Genomic DNA, 13,940 nt, shown 5'->3' on the forward strand with positions numbered 1-13,940 from the left:
AAGGCCTGTGAAGGCCGAGAAGGAGAACCATGAAGGACCTGGCCCTGCACGGGATGATCTCCACCGTCGTCACCCCGTTCGACGAGAACGACCAGGTCGACCTCGAGCTCCTGCGCGGCGAGGTGAAGTACCTGCTGGACCAGGGCGTCACCGCGATCTGCGCGTGCGGCAGCACCGGCGAGGGCCAGACCCTCTCGCTGGAGGAGAGCAAGGCGATCTGCGAGGTCGTCGTCGACGAGGTGGCCGGCCGCGTCCCGGTGATCGGCGGCGTCATCCAGAACTCGACGGCCCAGGCGATCCGCTACTCGCTGGCCCTGAAGGAGGCCGGGGTCGACGCCCTCCAGGTCACCCCGGTGCACTACGTCTTCTCGCCCTCGGAGGAGGAGACGATCGAGCACTACCGGCTCGTCGGCGAGGCCGCCGACCTGCCGATCGTGCTCTACAACGTCGTGCCGTGGGCCCTGGTCCCGGTCGACACCATCGAGAAGATGTCCGTGGTCCCCCAGGTCGTGGCGGTCAAGCAGTCCGGCGGCGACATGCACCGGCTCGCCGACCTGCTGCACCGCGTCCGCGACCGGTACACGATCCTCGCCGCGCTCGACGACCTGCACTACCCGGCGTTCGTCATGGGCGCGCACGGTGCACTGGCCGCCATCCCGACCGTCACCCCGAAGCTGTCCGTCGAGCTGTGGGACGCGGTCCAGGCGGGCGACCACGCCACGGCGTTGGCGCTGCACGAGCGCATCCTGACGGTGTGGCGCGCCATCGACGGGCCCAACCTCCCGGCCACGCTCAAGGCGGCGCTGCAGCTGCAGGGCCGCGAGGGCGGGCTGCCGCGCAAGCCGTTCGCGCCGGCCTCGGCGGAGGAGCGGGAGCGCATCGCCACCGCCCTGCGGGCCGCTAATCTGATCGACTAGACATCACCCACCGTGGGGGAGCCGTGACTGCACCAACACCCGGGAAGTCCTCGCTGGTGGTCGAGTCGATCGCCGACCAGCTCTACCGGATCCTGTGCGAGCGCATCGTCACCGGCGTGTTCGAACCCGGCTCCCGGTTGGATCCGCAGGCCGTCGCGGACGAGTTCGGCGTCTCCCGCACCCCGGTGCGGGACGCGCTGGCCCGGCTCGAGCACGACCAGCTGATCGAGACCCGTCCGCGGTCGGGCACGTTCGTGGCCCGGCCCGGGGTGCGGGACGTGCGCGAGGTCTGCCAGCTCCGCAAGGGCATCGAGTGGGTCGCGACCGGGCTCGCGACCTCGCTGATGCCCGCGGGGCTGATCGCGGACCTGCGGGCCGAGGCGGTGGAGGCGGAGGCCGCGGTGGAGAAGGGCGACTTCGAACCCTTCTTCGCCAGCGACTTCCGCATCCACCGCGAGATCGTCGCCGCCACCGGCAACGAGCGGCTGGTCCGGGCCCGCGGGTCCGTCGAGCCGTTCGTCGCCTGGCTGCGGATCCTCGGCGCCACCGGTCCGCACCGCGCGAAGGGCTCGACCCGACGGCACCTGCAGATCCTCGACGCGATGGCGGCGCGCGACGTCGCCGCCGCCCAGGACGCCGCGGCCGTCCACCTCGACGAGGTCGAGGAGTGGACGGTCGCCGACATGGACTCGAACGCCATCACGACCTAACGCCCATTTCGTTCGCATTATGGTTCCATAATGCGCGAAAACAGCCTCGAAACCCGCATTATGGTTCCATAGTGCGGGAGGATTCCTGGCTGCGGGGCGCAGAGAGGACCTCGCGTGATTCTGGAGAACGCCCTCGCGGGCGCGGCGGCCGTCGCGCGCGCGTACGGGCGCACCACCCCCGCCGACCGCGCCGCGATGCTGCGCGCCGCCGCGGACGCGCTCGACGCCGCCGCGGCCGAACTCGTCCCGCTCGCCATGGCCGAGAGCCACCTCGCCGAGGCGCGGCTGACCGGCGAGTTGGCCCGCACCACCTTCCAGGCCCGGCTCTTCGCCGACCGGCTGGAGCAGGGCATGCTGCACGAAGTCCGGGTCGACCACGCCGACCCGGACTGGCCGATGGGCGCACGCCCGGACATCCGGCGCACCCAGGTCCCGATCGGGCCGGTGCTGGTCTTCGCGGCCAGCAACTTCCCGTTCGCCTTCTCGGTCTTCGGCGGGGACACGGTCTCCGCGCTGGCCGCCGGCTGCCCCGTCGTCGTCAAGGCGCACCCGGGGCACCCCGAGCTGTCCCGCCGCACGGCCGCGGTCGTGGCGCCGTACCTCCCCGACGGCGTGTTCGCGCTGATCGAGGGGGAGGAGGCCGGCCGGGCGGCGGTGCAGGACCCGCGGGTCAAGGCCGTCGGGTTCACCGGCTCCACGCGCGGCGGGCGCGCGCTGTTCGACCTCGCCGCCGCCCGGCCGGAGCCGATCCCGTTCTACGGCGAGCTGGGGTCGACCAACCCGGTCGTCGTGACGCCGGCGGGCTGGGCCGCGCGGGCCGAGGAGATCGCGACCGGGTTCGCCGGGTCGGTCACGCTCGGCTCCGGCCAGTTCTGCACCAAGCCCGGGATCGTGCTGGTGCCCGACGCGGAGGCCTTCCTCTCGGCGGTGCCCGAGCTGACCGTCGGCCCGATGCTCAACGAGCGTATCGAGGACGGCTTCTGTGCGGCGGCGGGGGAGATGGCCGCCGCCGTGACCGTGGCCCGCGGCGAGGTCGGCGGCGGGCCGGTGCTGTTCCGCAGCACCGCCGCCGAGGTGCTCAAGCAGCCGGAGCTGCTGGAGCTGGAGGTCTTCGGGCCGGCCGCGCTGGTCCTGGAGTACGCCGACGTGCCGGAGGCGCTGCAGGTGCTCGACGCGGTCGGTGGCCAGCTCACCGGCACGGTCCAGGGCACCGACTCCGACCCCGACGCACCGGAGCTCGTCGCACGGCTCGTCGAACACGCCGGGCGCGTGCTCTGGAACCAGTGGCCCACCGGCGTCACCGTGAGCGATGCGCAGCAGCACGGCGGGCCCTACCCGGCCACCACCGCGCCGACGACCACCTCCGTCGGTACCGCGGCGGCCGCGCGCTTCCTGCGGCCGGTGGCGTTCCAGAACGTCCCGGAGGCCGCCCTGCCCGCCGAACTGCGCGAGGGCGCGCCGGGCCCCCGCCGCGTCGACGGAACCACCCGGCCCTGAAACCCATTATGGAACCATGACGCTCGTTTTCGGACCCAGAATTCGCGTTATGGTTCCATAATGCGGATGGGCGGGCGGGAATCGCGCGTCATGGTTCCATAATGCATCAGGTGAGGGCGTCGACCGCGGCCTGCGCCACCTGCGTGTCCTGCTCGACGGAGCCCGCGCTCACGCCGACCGCGCCGACCAGCTCGCCGCCGCGGTGCACGGGCAGGCCGCCGCCGAAGGCGACCATGCCGCCGGAGAGCTGCTCGAGCCCGTAGAGCTCCTGGCCGGGCTGGACGAGCGCGGCCAGGTCCCCGGTGGGCATGTTCATGAGGATCGAGGTGCGTGCCTTGCGCTGCGAGATGTCGATGCTCGCCCGGATCGCCCCCTCCTGACGGGCGAACGCCAGCAGGTGCCCGCCGGCGTCGACGACGGCGATGTTCATGGGCTGGCCGATCTCGTCGGCCTTCGCCAGGCCGGCCTCGATCGCCTTCTGCGCCTCGGCATAGGTCAGGCCACTCATCGTCGGGTCCCCTCTCGCGTCGGTGCCGCGGCCCCGTCCGCTCCGGCGGGGCCCGCTCCACCCAACCGGACGGGAGCCGTCGCCGGAAGCTCCGCCTTGGGTCAGGTTCCTCCTCGCCCCGCGGTGAGGTCCGACCCCCGCGGAGGGTGAGACTTCGCGGGCCGTTGGCGCCCAACCTCTTCCGTCACCCGCGTAGCACTGTGGACCGTATCGCCCGGGCCGCGCAGGGCGGCCGGGACAGGGAGGTCCGCATGACAGCGGGATCGATCATCTTGTGGGAGGGACTGGGCACCGCGGTGCTCCTCCTCCTCGGGGTCGGCGTCGTGGCCAACGTGGTGCTGCGCCCGACGCTCGGCACGGGCGGCGGTTGGCTGATGATCACCTTCGGCTGGGGTTTCGCCGTGTTCGCGGGGGCCAGCATCGCCGAGCCCACCGGCGCGCACCTGAACCCCGCCGTGACGATCGGCCTCGCGGTCGCCGGCTCGACGCCGTGGTCGGAGGTGCCCTTCTACCTGATCGGTCAGCTCGTGGGCGCGTTCGTCGGCGCCTCCGTCGCCTGGCTCGCCTACAAGGCGAACTTCGACAAGAACGTGGAGGAGGACGCCGAGGGCAACCGCGACACCCGCGGCATCTTCTGCACCGGCCCGGTCGTGGCACGGTCCGGCTGGAACGTGGTCACCGAAGCGGTCGCGACCTTCGTGCTCGTGTTCTGGGTCCTCAGCAACCCGCCGGCGCACGCGCCCGACGGGGCGGGCATACCCCAGTTCGGCAACGGCGCCCTGGGCTACGCGGCCGTCGCCTTCGTCGTCATCGGTATCGGCTGCTCGCTCGGCGGGCCCACGGGCTATGCGATCAACCCGGCCCGCGACCTGGGTCCCCGGCTGGCCTACGCCCTGCTTCCGATCAGGGGCAAGGGTAGTGCCGAGTGGGGGTACGCGTGGGTGCCGATCGTCGGCCCGATCATCGGCGCGGTCCTTGCGGGCCTGCTCAGCGCGGGTGTGGCGTGACCTCACCGGCTGGGGAGGCGCCGTTCGGGTTGCGCCCCGCCGTAGGGGTTTCCGTTACCTGCGCAGCTGCGCAACGGTGGGTGGGCGGCCCGGGTGCCGCGGTCGATCGACCGTGCCCCGCGGCCCGCGTCCCGGCGAACGACGAGAGGTGATGCGCGTGTCCGCTCCAGCTACCGGGTCCGGCCCCGACCTCGGGCCCGCCGACTACCCGCTCTCGGTCAACCGTCAGGACCTGCTGCGCACCCCGACGGGCAAGCCGATCACGGCGCTGACGATGAACGCCGTCGTCGCCGGCGAGATCACCGCGGAGGACCTGCGGATCGCCCCCGAGACGCTCCAGCTGCAGGCCACCCTGGCCGAGTCGGTGCACCGCCGGCAGCTCGCCGCCAACTTCCGGCGCGCGGCCGAGCTCACCGCGGTGCCCGACGCCGAGGTCCTGGCGATGTACAGCGCGCTCCGCCCGCGCGCCTCGAGCAAGGCGCAGCTGCTGGGGATCGCCGAGAACCTGGAGAGCAAGTACCAGGCCACCGTCTGCGGTGCCCTGGTCCGCGAGGCGGCCGAGGTCTACGAGCGCCGCGACCTGCTGGCCCGCGACGAGGAGGACTGATGACGACCACGGAGAACCCCCGGTCGAGGCGGACCGACATCCTCGAGGACCGGCCCGTCAACCTCGACGGGTTCGTGGAGGAGTGGCCCGAGAAGGGCCTCGTCGCCATGGAGTCGGACTTCGACCCGCAGCCGAGCGTGCGGGTCGAGGCCGGGAAGATCGTCGAGCTCGACGGCCGTGCCCGCGCGGACTTCGACTTCATGGACACCTTCATCGCCGACCACGCGATCGACGTCGAGACCGCGGAGGAGGTCAACGCGATCCCGTCCGTGGAGATCGCGCGGGCGCTCGTCGACCCCGGTGCCTCGCGGGACGAGCTGACCCGGATCGGGCGCGGGCTCACCCCGGCGAAGATCCTCGACGTCGTCAAGCTGATGAACGTCGTCGAGATCATGATGGCGATGCAGAAGATGCGGTCCCGCCGCACGCCCGCCAACCAGGCGCACTCCACCAGCGCCAAGGACAACCCGATCCAGGTCGCCGCCGACGCGGCCGAGGGCGCGCTGCGCGGGTTCGCCGAGCTGGAGACCACCCTCGGCGTCGTCCGGTACGCGCCGCTCGTGGCGATCGCGCTGCAGGTCGGCGGCCAGGTCGGACGGGGCGGCGTGCTCACCCAGTGCGCGCTGGAGGAGGCCACCGAGCTCGAGCTCGGCATGCGCGGCATCACCGCCTACGCCGAGACGATCTCCGTCTACGGCACCGAGTCCGTGTTCGTCGACGGCGACGACACGCCCTGGTCCAAGGCGTTCCTGGCCAGCGCGTACGCCTCGCGCGGGATCAAGATGCGGTTCACCTCGGGCACCGGGTCGGAGGTGCAGATGGGCAATGCCGAGGGCCGCTCCATGCTGTACCTGGAGATCCGCTGCATCCTCATGGCCAAGGGCGCCGGGGTGCAGGGCCTGCAGAACGGCTCCATCTCCTGCATCGGAGTCCCGGGCGCGGTGCCCGGCGGCATCCGCGCGGTCGCCGCCGAGAACCTGATCGCGAGCTGGATGGACCTGGAGTGCGCCTCCGGCAACGACCAGTCCTTCTCGCACTCGGCCATGCGCCGCACCGCTCGCCTGCTGCCGCAGATGCTGCCGGGCACGGACTTCGTCTGCTCCGGCTACTCGGCGGTCCCCAACCCGGACAACATGTTCGCCGGCTCCAACCTCGACGTCGAGGACTACGACGACTGGAACACCATCCAGCGCGACCTGCAGGTCGACGGCGGCCTGCGGCACGTCCGGGAGCCGGAGATCCTGCAGGCCCGGGAGAAGGCGGCCCGCGCGCTGCAGGCCGTGTTCGCCGAGCTCGACCTGCCGCGGATCACCGACGAGGAGGTCGAGGCGGCCGTCTACGCGCACGGCAGCGAGGACTACCCCGAGCGCGACGTACTCGAGGACCTCAAGGGCGCGCAGTCGGTCATGGACCGCGGGGTCACCGGCCTCGACCTGGTGAAGGCGCTCGAGCGCAGCGGCTTCCACGACGTGGCCGAGAACCTGCTGACCGTGCTGCGCCAGCGCGTCTCCGGCGACCTGCTGCAGACCGCCGCGATCCTCACCGACGAGTTCGTGCCCCTCTCGGCGATCAACGACGCCAACGACTACGGCGGGCCGGGCTCCGGCTACCGCCTCCAGGGCGAGCGGTGGGAGCAGCTCAAGAAGCTGCGCCACGTGACGAGCGCCGAGAACCCCGAGACGGAGGTGTCGTGATGACCGCCCCGACCGCCGAGCGCACGCTCACGCTGAAGGAGGTCGGGCCGGCCAAGCGGGCCTCGCGGCCCGACGAGGTGGTCGTCGCCGTGTCGCCAGCCTTCTCGGACCCGTTCACCAAGACCATCGTCGACGTCCCGCACGCCGAGGTGATCCGGCAGATCCTGGCCGGCATCGAGGAGCAGGGCGTGCACGCGCGGGTGATCAAGGTGTGGGACACCGCGGACCTCGCGGCCGTCGCGCACACCGGGGCGCGGCTGTCCGGCTCCGGGATCTCGATCGGCCTGCTCTCCCGGGGCACGGCGATGATCCACCAGCGTGACCTGCCGCGGCTGTCGAACCTGGAGCTGTTCCCGCAGTCGCCGCTGCTCGACGCCGAGGTGTTCCGCCGGATCGGGTCCAACGCCGCCCAGTACGCCAAGGGCGAGTCGCCGGCCCCGGTGCCCACCCGCAACGACCAGATGGCCCGGCCGCGCTGGCAGGCCAAGGCCGCGCTGCTGCACCTCAAGGAGTTCGAGTGCATCGTCGCGGGCCGCAAGCCGGTGGAGGTCGAGCCGGTGATCTCCCGCGCATGACGAGGCGGCTGGTCGTCGGCGTCGACATCGGCAACTCGACGACCGAGGCGTGTGTGGCGGCCGTGTCCGGGGACTCCGTGGAGTACCTGGGCACGGCCCTCACCCACACGACCGGGGTCAAGGGCACGCCGGACAACACCGACGGCGCGGTGTCGGCGGTCCGCCGGGCGCTCGACCGGGCCGGCCGCACCGAGTCCGAGGTCGAGACCGTCCTGCTCAACGAGGCCACGCCCGTCATCTCCGGGCTGGCCATGGAGACGATCTCCGAGACGATCATCACCGAGTCCACGATGATCGGGCACAACCCCGCCACACCCGGCGGGGAGGGGCTCGGGGTCGGCACCACTGTGGCGATCGACGCGCTGTCCGGCGCGTCCGGCCCGACGATCGCGGTCGTCGGGCCGGGCTGGGACTTCGACGACGTCGCGACCGAGCTCAACGCCGCCACGGAGCGCGGCCTCGAGGTCGTCGCCGCGGTCCTGGCGCACGACGACGCCGTGCTCGTCGTCAACCGGCTGCGCACGCCGATCCCGGTCGTCGACGAGGTCGGCGCGGTCGAGAAGGTGCCGCTCGGGATGCGGGCGGCGGTGGAGGTGGCGCCGCCCGGACGCACGATCCGCACGCTCTCGGACTCCTACGGCCTGGCCTCGGTGTTCGAGCTCGACCCGGACCAGACCAAGCACGTCTCGCCGGTGGCGCGGGCGCTGACCGGGAACCGGTCCGCCGTCGTCGTCCGGACGCCCAGCGGTGACGTGACCGACCGGCGGATCCCGGTCGGCACGCTCACCCTCCGCGGCGCGGGCAAGACCCTGCAGGTCGATGTCGACGCCGGTGCCGAGGCGATCATGGAGGTGCTCGGCCGGGTCCAGCCGCTCGACGACGCCACCGGCGAGGCCGGCACGCACGTCGGCGGCATGCTCGCACAGGTCCGCGACACGATGACGGACGTGACCGGGCAGCCGGCGGCGGAGATCCGGATCCGGGACGTGCTCGCCGTCGACACCTTCGTGCCCAAGGAGGTCCGCGGCGGCCTGGCCGGCGAGGTCGCGCCGGAGAACGCCGTCGCGCTCGCCGCGATGGTGCGCACCAGCCGCAGCCGGATGCAGGTGGTGGCCGACGAGGTCGCCGCCGCGCTGGGCTGCCGGGCCGAGATCGGCGGCGTCGAGGGCGAGATGGCGGTCCGCGGCGCGCTGACCACGCCCGGCACGGCCGTGCCGATCGCCGTGCTCGACCTGGGGGGCGGGTCGACGGACGCCGCGCTGCTCGACCGCGACGGCGTGTGCTCGGCCGTGCACGTGGCCGGGGCCGGGGAGCTGGTCACCAAGCTGATCGGCTCCGAGCTGGCGCTCGACGACCGCGAGCAGGCGGAGGCCGTCAAGCGGCACCCGCTGGCGAAGGTGGAGAGCTTCTTCCACGTCCGGCACGAGGACGGGACGGTGCAGTTCTTCCCGGAGCCGCTGCCGTCGCACGTGTTCGCGCGGGTGGTCACGATGACGCCCGAGGGCCCCGCGCCCGTCGCGACCCGGCACTCGGTCGACCACGTGCGGCGGGTGCGCCGGGAGGCCAAGCGGAAGGTGTTCGCGGTCAACGCCGTGCGGGCGCTCAAGCAGGTCGCGCCGGGCGGCAGCCTGCGGATGCTCGACTTCGTGGTGCTGCTCGGCGGCTCGGCGCTGGACTTCGAGATCCCGGACCTCATCGCCGACGCCCTGGCCGGCTACGGCGTGGTCTGCGGGATCGGCAACGTCCACGGCAGCGAGGGACCGCGCAACGCGGTCGCCTCGGGGCTGGTCGACGCGCACGTGGCGGGCGCGTGACCGAGAAGCCCGCGATCGTCCTGCGGCACACCGGGTACGCGGACCCGGCGGTGCTGCGGGAGGTGTGTGCGGGGGCGGAGGAGGAGGGCGTGCCGACGCGGGTGGAGCAGGTCCGCGAGGCCGGCGCGGTCGCGTTGGCACACGCCGCCGCCCTCGAGTCGCCCCTGGAGACCGGGATCGGGATCGACGGGTCCGGCGGTGTGGCGGTGCACCACGCGTCGCTGCCGCCGGACGGTCCGGTGCAACGGGTCGAGGCGGGCTCCCCGCGCCCCGACCTGCGCATCGCCGGACGGACCGCCGCGCGGATCGTGAAGGTCCTGCCCCTGTCGTAGCACCCTGCGCGAACGGCGCCCTCGTCGACCAGCGGGGGCGCCGTTCGCGTGGTGCCGTCGAGCCCGGGCGGCGCCGTGGCTTGTCCACCATAGGTGAACGCCGTCTAGGATGGTCAACGTGAGCCGGCCGAGCCCCGCGACCTGGGAGCCCATCGTCGACGCGATCGGTCCCAAGGTGCGCGCCGCCCGGACCCGGCTCGGGCTGTCGTTGCAGCAGCTCGCCACCCGTGCGGACGTGTCGGCCGCCGCGGTGCACAAGGTGGAGCGCGGGGACATGGTCCCCACGATCACCACGCTGCTCAAGCTGGCCGGTGCGCTGGGCCAGCCCGTGTCGGCGTTCGTCGACGACAGCGGGCTCGAGCCGCCGGCCGCGGTCCACGTGCGGGCGTCGGAGCGGCCGCCCGCGCCGCGCGACTGGGCGCCCGGGGCGCTCGGTGTCGCGGTGGAGGGCCTCGCCGCGCCCACGGACGTGCTGCGCGCGGCGGCCGTGGAGGTCGAGGTCGAACCGGGCGGCGAGAGCGGCGACACCCGGCCGCGCCGCCCGGGCGAGGAGCTGGTGCTGGTCCGGGAGGGCACGCTGTCGGTCGAGGTCGCGGGGGAGACGTACGAGGTGGAGGCCGGGGACGTGCTGCACTACCCGACGGACCGGGGGCACGCCTGGCGCAACGCCGGCGACGTCCCGGTGCGCGCGATCTGGCTGGTCCTGCGATGAGTGCCGCCGTCACGGAGACCCTCGCCGAGATCGCCGCGGCCTGCCTCGCCAACCCGGGGCTCGCCGCCAAGGCCGAGATCGCGCTGGTCGGCGAGGTGCTGGGCGACACGGACTGGCAGGGCGGGCCGGGCGACGACGGCGCGGTCGTCACCGCGCACGGCGGCCCGGTCGTGGCCTGCGGCGAGGCCCTGTTCCCGCCGTTCGTGGCGGCCGACCCGCACGGCGCCGGGTTTGCGGCGGTCCTGACGAACGTCAACGACGTCGCGGCGATGGGCGGCGTGCCGCTCGGGATCGTCGACACGGTGGTGGCCTCGGAGGAGCTGGCGCGCAAGGCCCTGGCCGGGATGCGCGAGGCGGCGGAGCTCTACGACGTCCCGATCGTCGGCGGGCACCTCACGCTCCACGAGGGCGACCCGGCGATCTCCGCGTTCGCCGTCGGGGCCACGGCCGCGCCGCTGTCGGTGACCCGGGCCGCGCCGGGGCAGTCCCTGGTCGTGGCCGCCGCGCTCGACGGGCGGATGCGGGAGGACTTCCCGTTCTTCCCGGCCTTCGAGTCGCGTGGGCGGCAGAGCGCCGGCGACGTCCGGCTGCTCGGCACGCTGGCCGAGCGGGGCGTCGTGGTGGCGGCCAAGGACATCAGCATGGCCGGGCTGGTCGGGTCGCTGGCGATGCTGCTGGAGCCGGGGCGGCTGGGGGTGACGGTCGACGTCGCGGCCGTGCCCGCGCCCGCCGGGGTGCCGCTGGTGCGCTGGTTCAACTGCTTCCCCAGCTTCGGGTTCCTGCTCTGCGTGCCGGCCGGGTGCGAGGAGGAGTGCCTGGCCGCCTTCGGGGAGCGCGACCTCACCGCCGGGGTGGTGGGGACCCTCGACGACAGTGCCGTCCTCGCGTTGACCCGGGGCGAGGAACGGGTGGAGGTCCTGGACCTGAACGCCACCGCGATCACCGGCCTCCCCCGCTGACTCCCGCAGCTCTCGGAAGCTCCGAGCGCGACTCGCCGAAGCCCACACCCCGACTCGCGGAAGCTCTGAGTCGGGGAGTGGGCTTCCGCGAGTCGGGCTCAGGGCCTCCGGCGGGTGAGCTGGACGAGGACCGGGCGGCTCGGGGTGCCGCAGCCCGGCTCGCCGCCGACCCCCGAGCCACACGAGCCGCATCCGGCCGGAGGGCAGCCGCCGCCCAACGACGAGGGCTCCAGCCGTCCCATCCGGACCAGGTGGTCGAGGGCCGCGTCGATCACGTCGGGTCGCAGTCCCGTCCGCGCCCCGAGGTCGGCCCGGGAGCGGGCACCTGCGTCGACCGCGTCGAGGACCGCGCGCAGTGGGCTGCTCACAGCAGCCTTCCGATCTGGAAGACCAACGCCCCCAGCGCCCAGGCGACGGTGAGCTGCCCGACGATCGCGAGCAGCGCCCAGCGCCTGCCGATCTCGCGGACCTGCGCCGCGACCGTCGCGACGCAGGGGGTGTACGCGAGCAGGAAGACCAGGAAGGCGAACACCGCGGCCAGCGTCGCGCCGCCCGCCGACGCCGTGAACGCCGCCAGGATGTGCTCCTGCAGCTGGGCCGGGGCCTGGCCGGCGGTGGGGTCGGCGGCGGCGTAGGTCTGCGCCCAGGAGGTGATCACGGCCTCCTTGGCGACGAACCCGACGACCAGTGCGCTCGAGGTGTGCCAGTCGCCGAACCCGAGCGGTGCGAACACGGGCGCGATCGCCTTCGCGACCGAGGCGAACAGGCTGTCCTCGGGGGCGACCTGCCCGAAGGCGCCACCGTGGACGGCCGGGACGGCCTGCAGCAGCCAGACCACCGTGACCGTGGCGACGATGATCCCGCCCGCCGTGCGGAGGAACCCGCGCACCCGTTGCCAGGTGACCGCGGCCGTCAGCCGCAGCGTCGGGCGTTGGTAGGCGGGCAGGTCGAGCACCATGGCCGTGTCCCCGACCCGGTGCCACAACGTGCCCCGCATCGCCAGCCCGACCAGCACGATGATCAGGATCGAGACGAGGTACATCCCGAAGACCACCGTCCCGGCGTGCTCGGGGAAGAAGGTCGCGGCGATCAGCACGTAGACCGTGAGCCGGGCGCTGCAGGAGGTGAAGGGCACCAGCAGGGCGGTCATCAGCCGCTGCCGCGCACCGGGGAGGATCCGTGTGGCGCTGATCGCCGGCACGTTGCAGCCGAAGCCCACCACCAGCGGCAGGAACGCCTTGCCCGGCAGCCCGATCGACCGCATCACCCGGTCGGTGACCACCGCGGCGCGAGCCATGTAGCCGGAGTCCTCGAGCAGCGCGAGCAGCGCGAACATGATGGTCATCAGGGGCACGAAGGTCAGCAGCATGCCGACCCCGGCGATCAGACCGTCGACCACGAACGCCTCGGGCCAGGTGCCGGTGAGCCCCGCCCGGGCGAACAACCAGTCGGCGGCCGAGGTGACCGGGCCGGAGAACAGGCCGCCGATCAGGTCCTGCAGCGGGGTGGCCACCGTGGTCGTGAGCTCGAAGACCGCCCACATGACGACCAGGAAGATCACCGGGCCCGCGACGGGCGCGGTCAGCCAGCGGTCGACCCGGTCGGTCGCGGTGGTGGCGACGTCGTCGCTGATCCGGCTCCCCGCACACGTCGCGGTGTCGACCCAGGCGAACCGCTCGTCGGCGACGGCCAGCTCGTCGTCGGCGTCGTCGACCTCGACCGCCCGGACCGGCGGGGTCTCCCCGGCGAGGGCGTCCGCCACCGCGGCGGCGAGGAGCGCGCCGCCACCTCGCCGGCGTGGGTCGAGCGGGACGACCGGGACACCCAGGGCGGCGCCGAGCCGCTCGGGGTCCACGACGATCCCCCTGCGCTCCGCGACGTCGATCATGGTCAGCGCCACGACGACCCGCTGGGCCCGCTCCCGCAGTTGGGCGACGAGGTAGAGGTTCCGGGCGAGGTGTGCCGCGCCGACGACGACCACGGTCACCTCGGGCGGCTCCGCGGGGCCGACGAGCAGGTCGCGGGTCAGCTCCTCGTCGGGTGAGTCCGGATCCAGGCTGTAGGCACCGGGCAGGTCCAGCAGCTCCACGTCGCGCCCGGGCACCCGCCACGCGGCGCGCCCGACCTCGACGGTGGTGCCCGGCCAGTTCCCGACGGTGCGCCCGCCGCCGGTCAGGGCGTTGAACAGCGTGGACTTGCCCGAGTTGGGGGCGCCGACGAGCGCGACGACCGGGGAGCCGGCCACGGCGGCGGGGCCGTCGGCACCGGCATGACAGGAGGGCGCTGCGGCACCCCGTCGGGTGAGGGGGCCGAGGCTCATCCCTCGTCCGTGCGGGCCGTGCCGCGGGTCGCGGGAGCGTCCCCGCCGACCTCGTCGGTACCGATCCGCTCGGCGGTCCGGCGGTCCAGCGCGAGACGGCCGGCGCCGACACCCACGAGCCTCCCGCCGCCCGGTGTCCGGCCGAGGACGGTGACGATCGCGCCCGGACGGACGCCGAAACCCGCGAGCCGGAGGCGGTCGGCGACCGGCAGGCCGACATCGGCCACCCGGACCGCGCCGCCGACGTCGACACCGGAGAGCCCCTGGGGCCGGACCTTGCTCAGCACG

The 13,940-nt window shown here is 73.6% G+C and carries 15 protein-coding genes; 11 read left to right on the forward strand and 4 right to left on the reverse strand.

All coding sequences use genetic code 11. The features are described 5' to 3' along the window. Positions 1-29: 29 nt before the first annotated feature. The 3 genes from LWC33_RS02325 (at position 30) to LWC33_RS02335 (ending at position 3,124) form a co-directional block, all read left to right on the forward strand. Positions 30-917, forward strand: coding sequence for a dihydrodipicolinate synthase family protein (locus LWC33_RS02325; RefSeq protein WP_233302455.1), 888 nt, complete (start codon positions 30-32; stop codon positions 915-917). Positions 918-940: 23 nt separating this feature from the next. Further along, positions 941-1,627, forward strand: a complete 687-nt coding sequence (locus LWC33_RS02330; protein ID WP_233302456.1) for a GntR family transcriptional regulator — start codon at positions 941-943, stop codon at positions 1,625-1,627. Between the two features lie 114 nt (positions 1,628-1,741). Continuing rightward, positions 1,742-3,124, forward strand: coding sequence for an aldehyde dehydrogenase (NADP(+)) (locus LWC33_RS02335; protein ID WP_233302458.1), 1,383 nt, complete (start codon positions 1,742-1,744; stop codon positions 3,122-3,124). 106 nt (positions 3,125-3,230) lie between these two features. On the opposite strand, the gene LWC33_RS02340 is transcribed toward LWC33_RS02335, so the two are convergent. After that, on the reverse strand, positions 3,231-3,632 hold the full coding sequence (locus LWC33_RS02340; RefSeq protein ID WP_233302459.1) for a GlcG/HbpS family heme-binding protein: 402 nt from the start codon (positions 3,630-3,632) through the stop codon (positions 3,231-3,233). A 251-nt stretch (positions 3,633-3,883) separates the two neighbouring features. On the opposite strand from LWC33_RS02340, the gene LWC33_RS02345 reads away from it, so the two are divergent. The 8 genes from LWC33_RS02345 (at position 3,884) to LWC33_RS02380 (ending at position 11,332) form a co-directional block, all read left to right on the forward strand. After that, positions 3,884-4,639, forward strand: coding sequence for an MIP/aquaporin family protein (locus LWC33_RS02345; protein WP_233302460.1), 756 nt, complete (start codon positions 3,884-3,886; stop codon positions 4,637-4,639). A gap of 157 nt (positions 4,640-4,796) precedes the next feature. Beyond that, the gene (locus tag LWC33_RS02350; RefSeq protein WP_233302461.1) at positions 4,797-5,246 is read left to right on the forward strand and encodes a diol dehydratase small subunit; all 450 of its coding nucleotides are present in this window, start codon (positions 4,797-4,799) and stop codon (positions 5,244-5,246) included. Beyond that, positions 5,246-6,940, forward strand: a complete 1,695-nt coding sequence (locus tag LWC33_RS02355; RefSeq protein ID WP_233302462.1) for a propanediol/glycerol family dehydratase large subunit — start codon at positions 5,246-5,248, stop codon at positions 6,938-6,940. The genes LWC33_RS02350 and LWC33_RS02355 overlap by 1 nt, the downstream gene beginning before the upstream one ends. Beyond that, entirely contained in the window at positions 6,940-7,515 is a 576-nt protein-coding gene (locus LWC33_RS02360; RefSeq protein WP_233302463.1) for a propanediol/glycerol family dehydratase medium subunit, read from the forward strand. Before LWC33_RS02355 ends, LWC33_RS02360 begins: the two co-directional genes overlap by 1 nt. Continuing rightward, positions 7,512-9,329, forward strand: coding sequence for a diol dehydratase reactivase subunit alpha (locus LWC33_RS02365; protein WP_233302465.1), 1,818 nt, complete (start codon positions 7,512-7,514; stop codon positions 9,327-9,329). The genes LWC33_RS02360 and LWC33_RS02365 overlap by 4 nt, the downstream gene beginning before the upstream one ends. Continuing rightward, positions 9,326-9,661, forward strand: coding sequence for a glycerol dehydratase reactivase beta/small subunit family protein (locus tag LWC33_RS02370; RefSeq protein ID WP_233302466.1), 336 nt, complete (start codon positions 9,326-9,328; stop codon positions 9,659-9,661). Before LWC33_RS02365 ends, LWC33_RS02370 begins: the two co-directional genes overlap by 4 nt. 118 nt (positions 9,662-9,779) lie before the next feature. Then, positions 9,780-10,373 carry a helix-turn-helix domain-containing protein gene (locus LWC33_RS02375; protein ID WP_233302467.1) on the forward strand — a complete coding sequence of 198 codons (594 nt, stop codon included), beginning with the start codon at positions 9,780-9,782 and terminating at the stop codon, positions 10,371-10,373. Then, positions 10,370-11,332, forward strand: a complete 963-nt coding sequence (locus LWC33_RS02380) for an AIR synthase related protein (RefSeq protein WP_233302468.1) — start codon at positions 10,370-10,372, stop codon at positions 11,330-11,332. The genes LWC33_RS02375 and LWC33_RS02380 overlap by 4 nt, the downstream gene beginning before the upstream one ends. 98 nt (positions 11,333-11,430) lie before the next feature. On the opposite strand, the gene LWC33_RS02385 is transcribed toward LWC33_RS02380, so the two are convergent. The 3 genes from LWC33_RS02385 to LWC33_RS02395 all read right to left on the reverse strand — a co-directional run. Next, on the reverse strand, positions 11,431-11,700 hold the full coding sequence (locus LWC33_RS02385) for a FeoC-like transcriptional regulator (RefSeq protein ID WP_233302469.1): 270 nt from the start codon (positions 11,698-11,700) through the stop codon (positions 11,431-11,433). Then, positions 11,697-13,652 carry a ferrous iron transport protein B gene (feoB, locus tag LWC33_RS02390; protein ID WP_233302471.1) on the reverse strand — a complete coding sequence of 652 codons (1,956 nt, stop codon included), beginning with the start codon at positions 13,650-13,652 and terminating at the stop codon, positions 11,697-11,699. The genes LWC33_RS02385 and feoB overlap by 4 nt, the downstream gene beginning before the upstream one ends. Then, the coding region (locus tag LWC33_RS02395) for a FeoA family protein (protein WP_233302472.1) at positions 13,649-13,940 on the reverse strand (292 nt) is incomplete at its 5' end. The genes LWC33_RS02395 and feoB, both read right to left, overlap by 4 nt.

It is taken from the genome of Pseudonocardia terrae (assembly GCF_021343995.1).
GTDB lineage: Bacteria > Actinomycetota > Actinomycetes > Mycobacteriales > Pseudonocardiaceae > Pseudonocardia > Pseudonocardia terrae.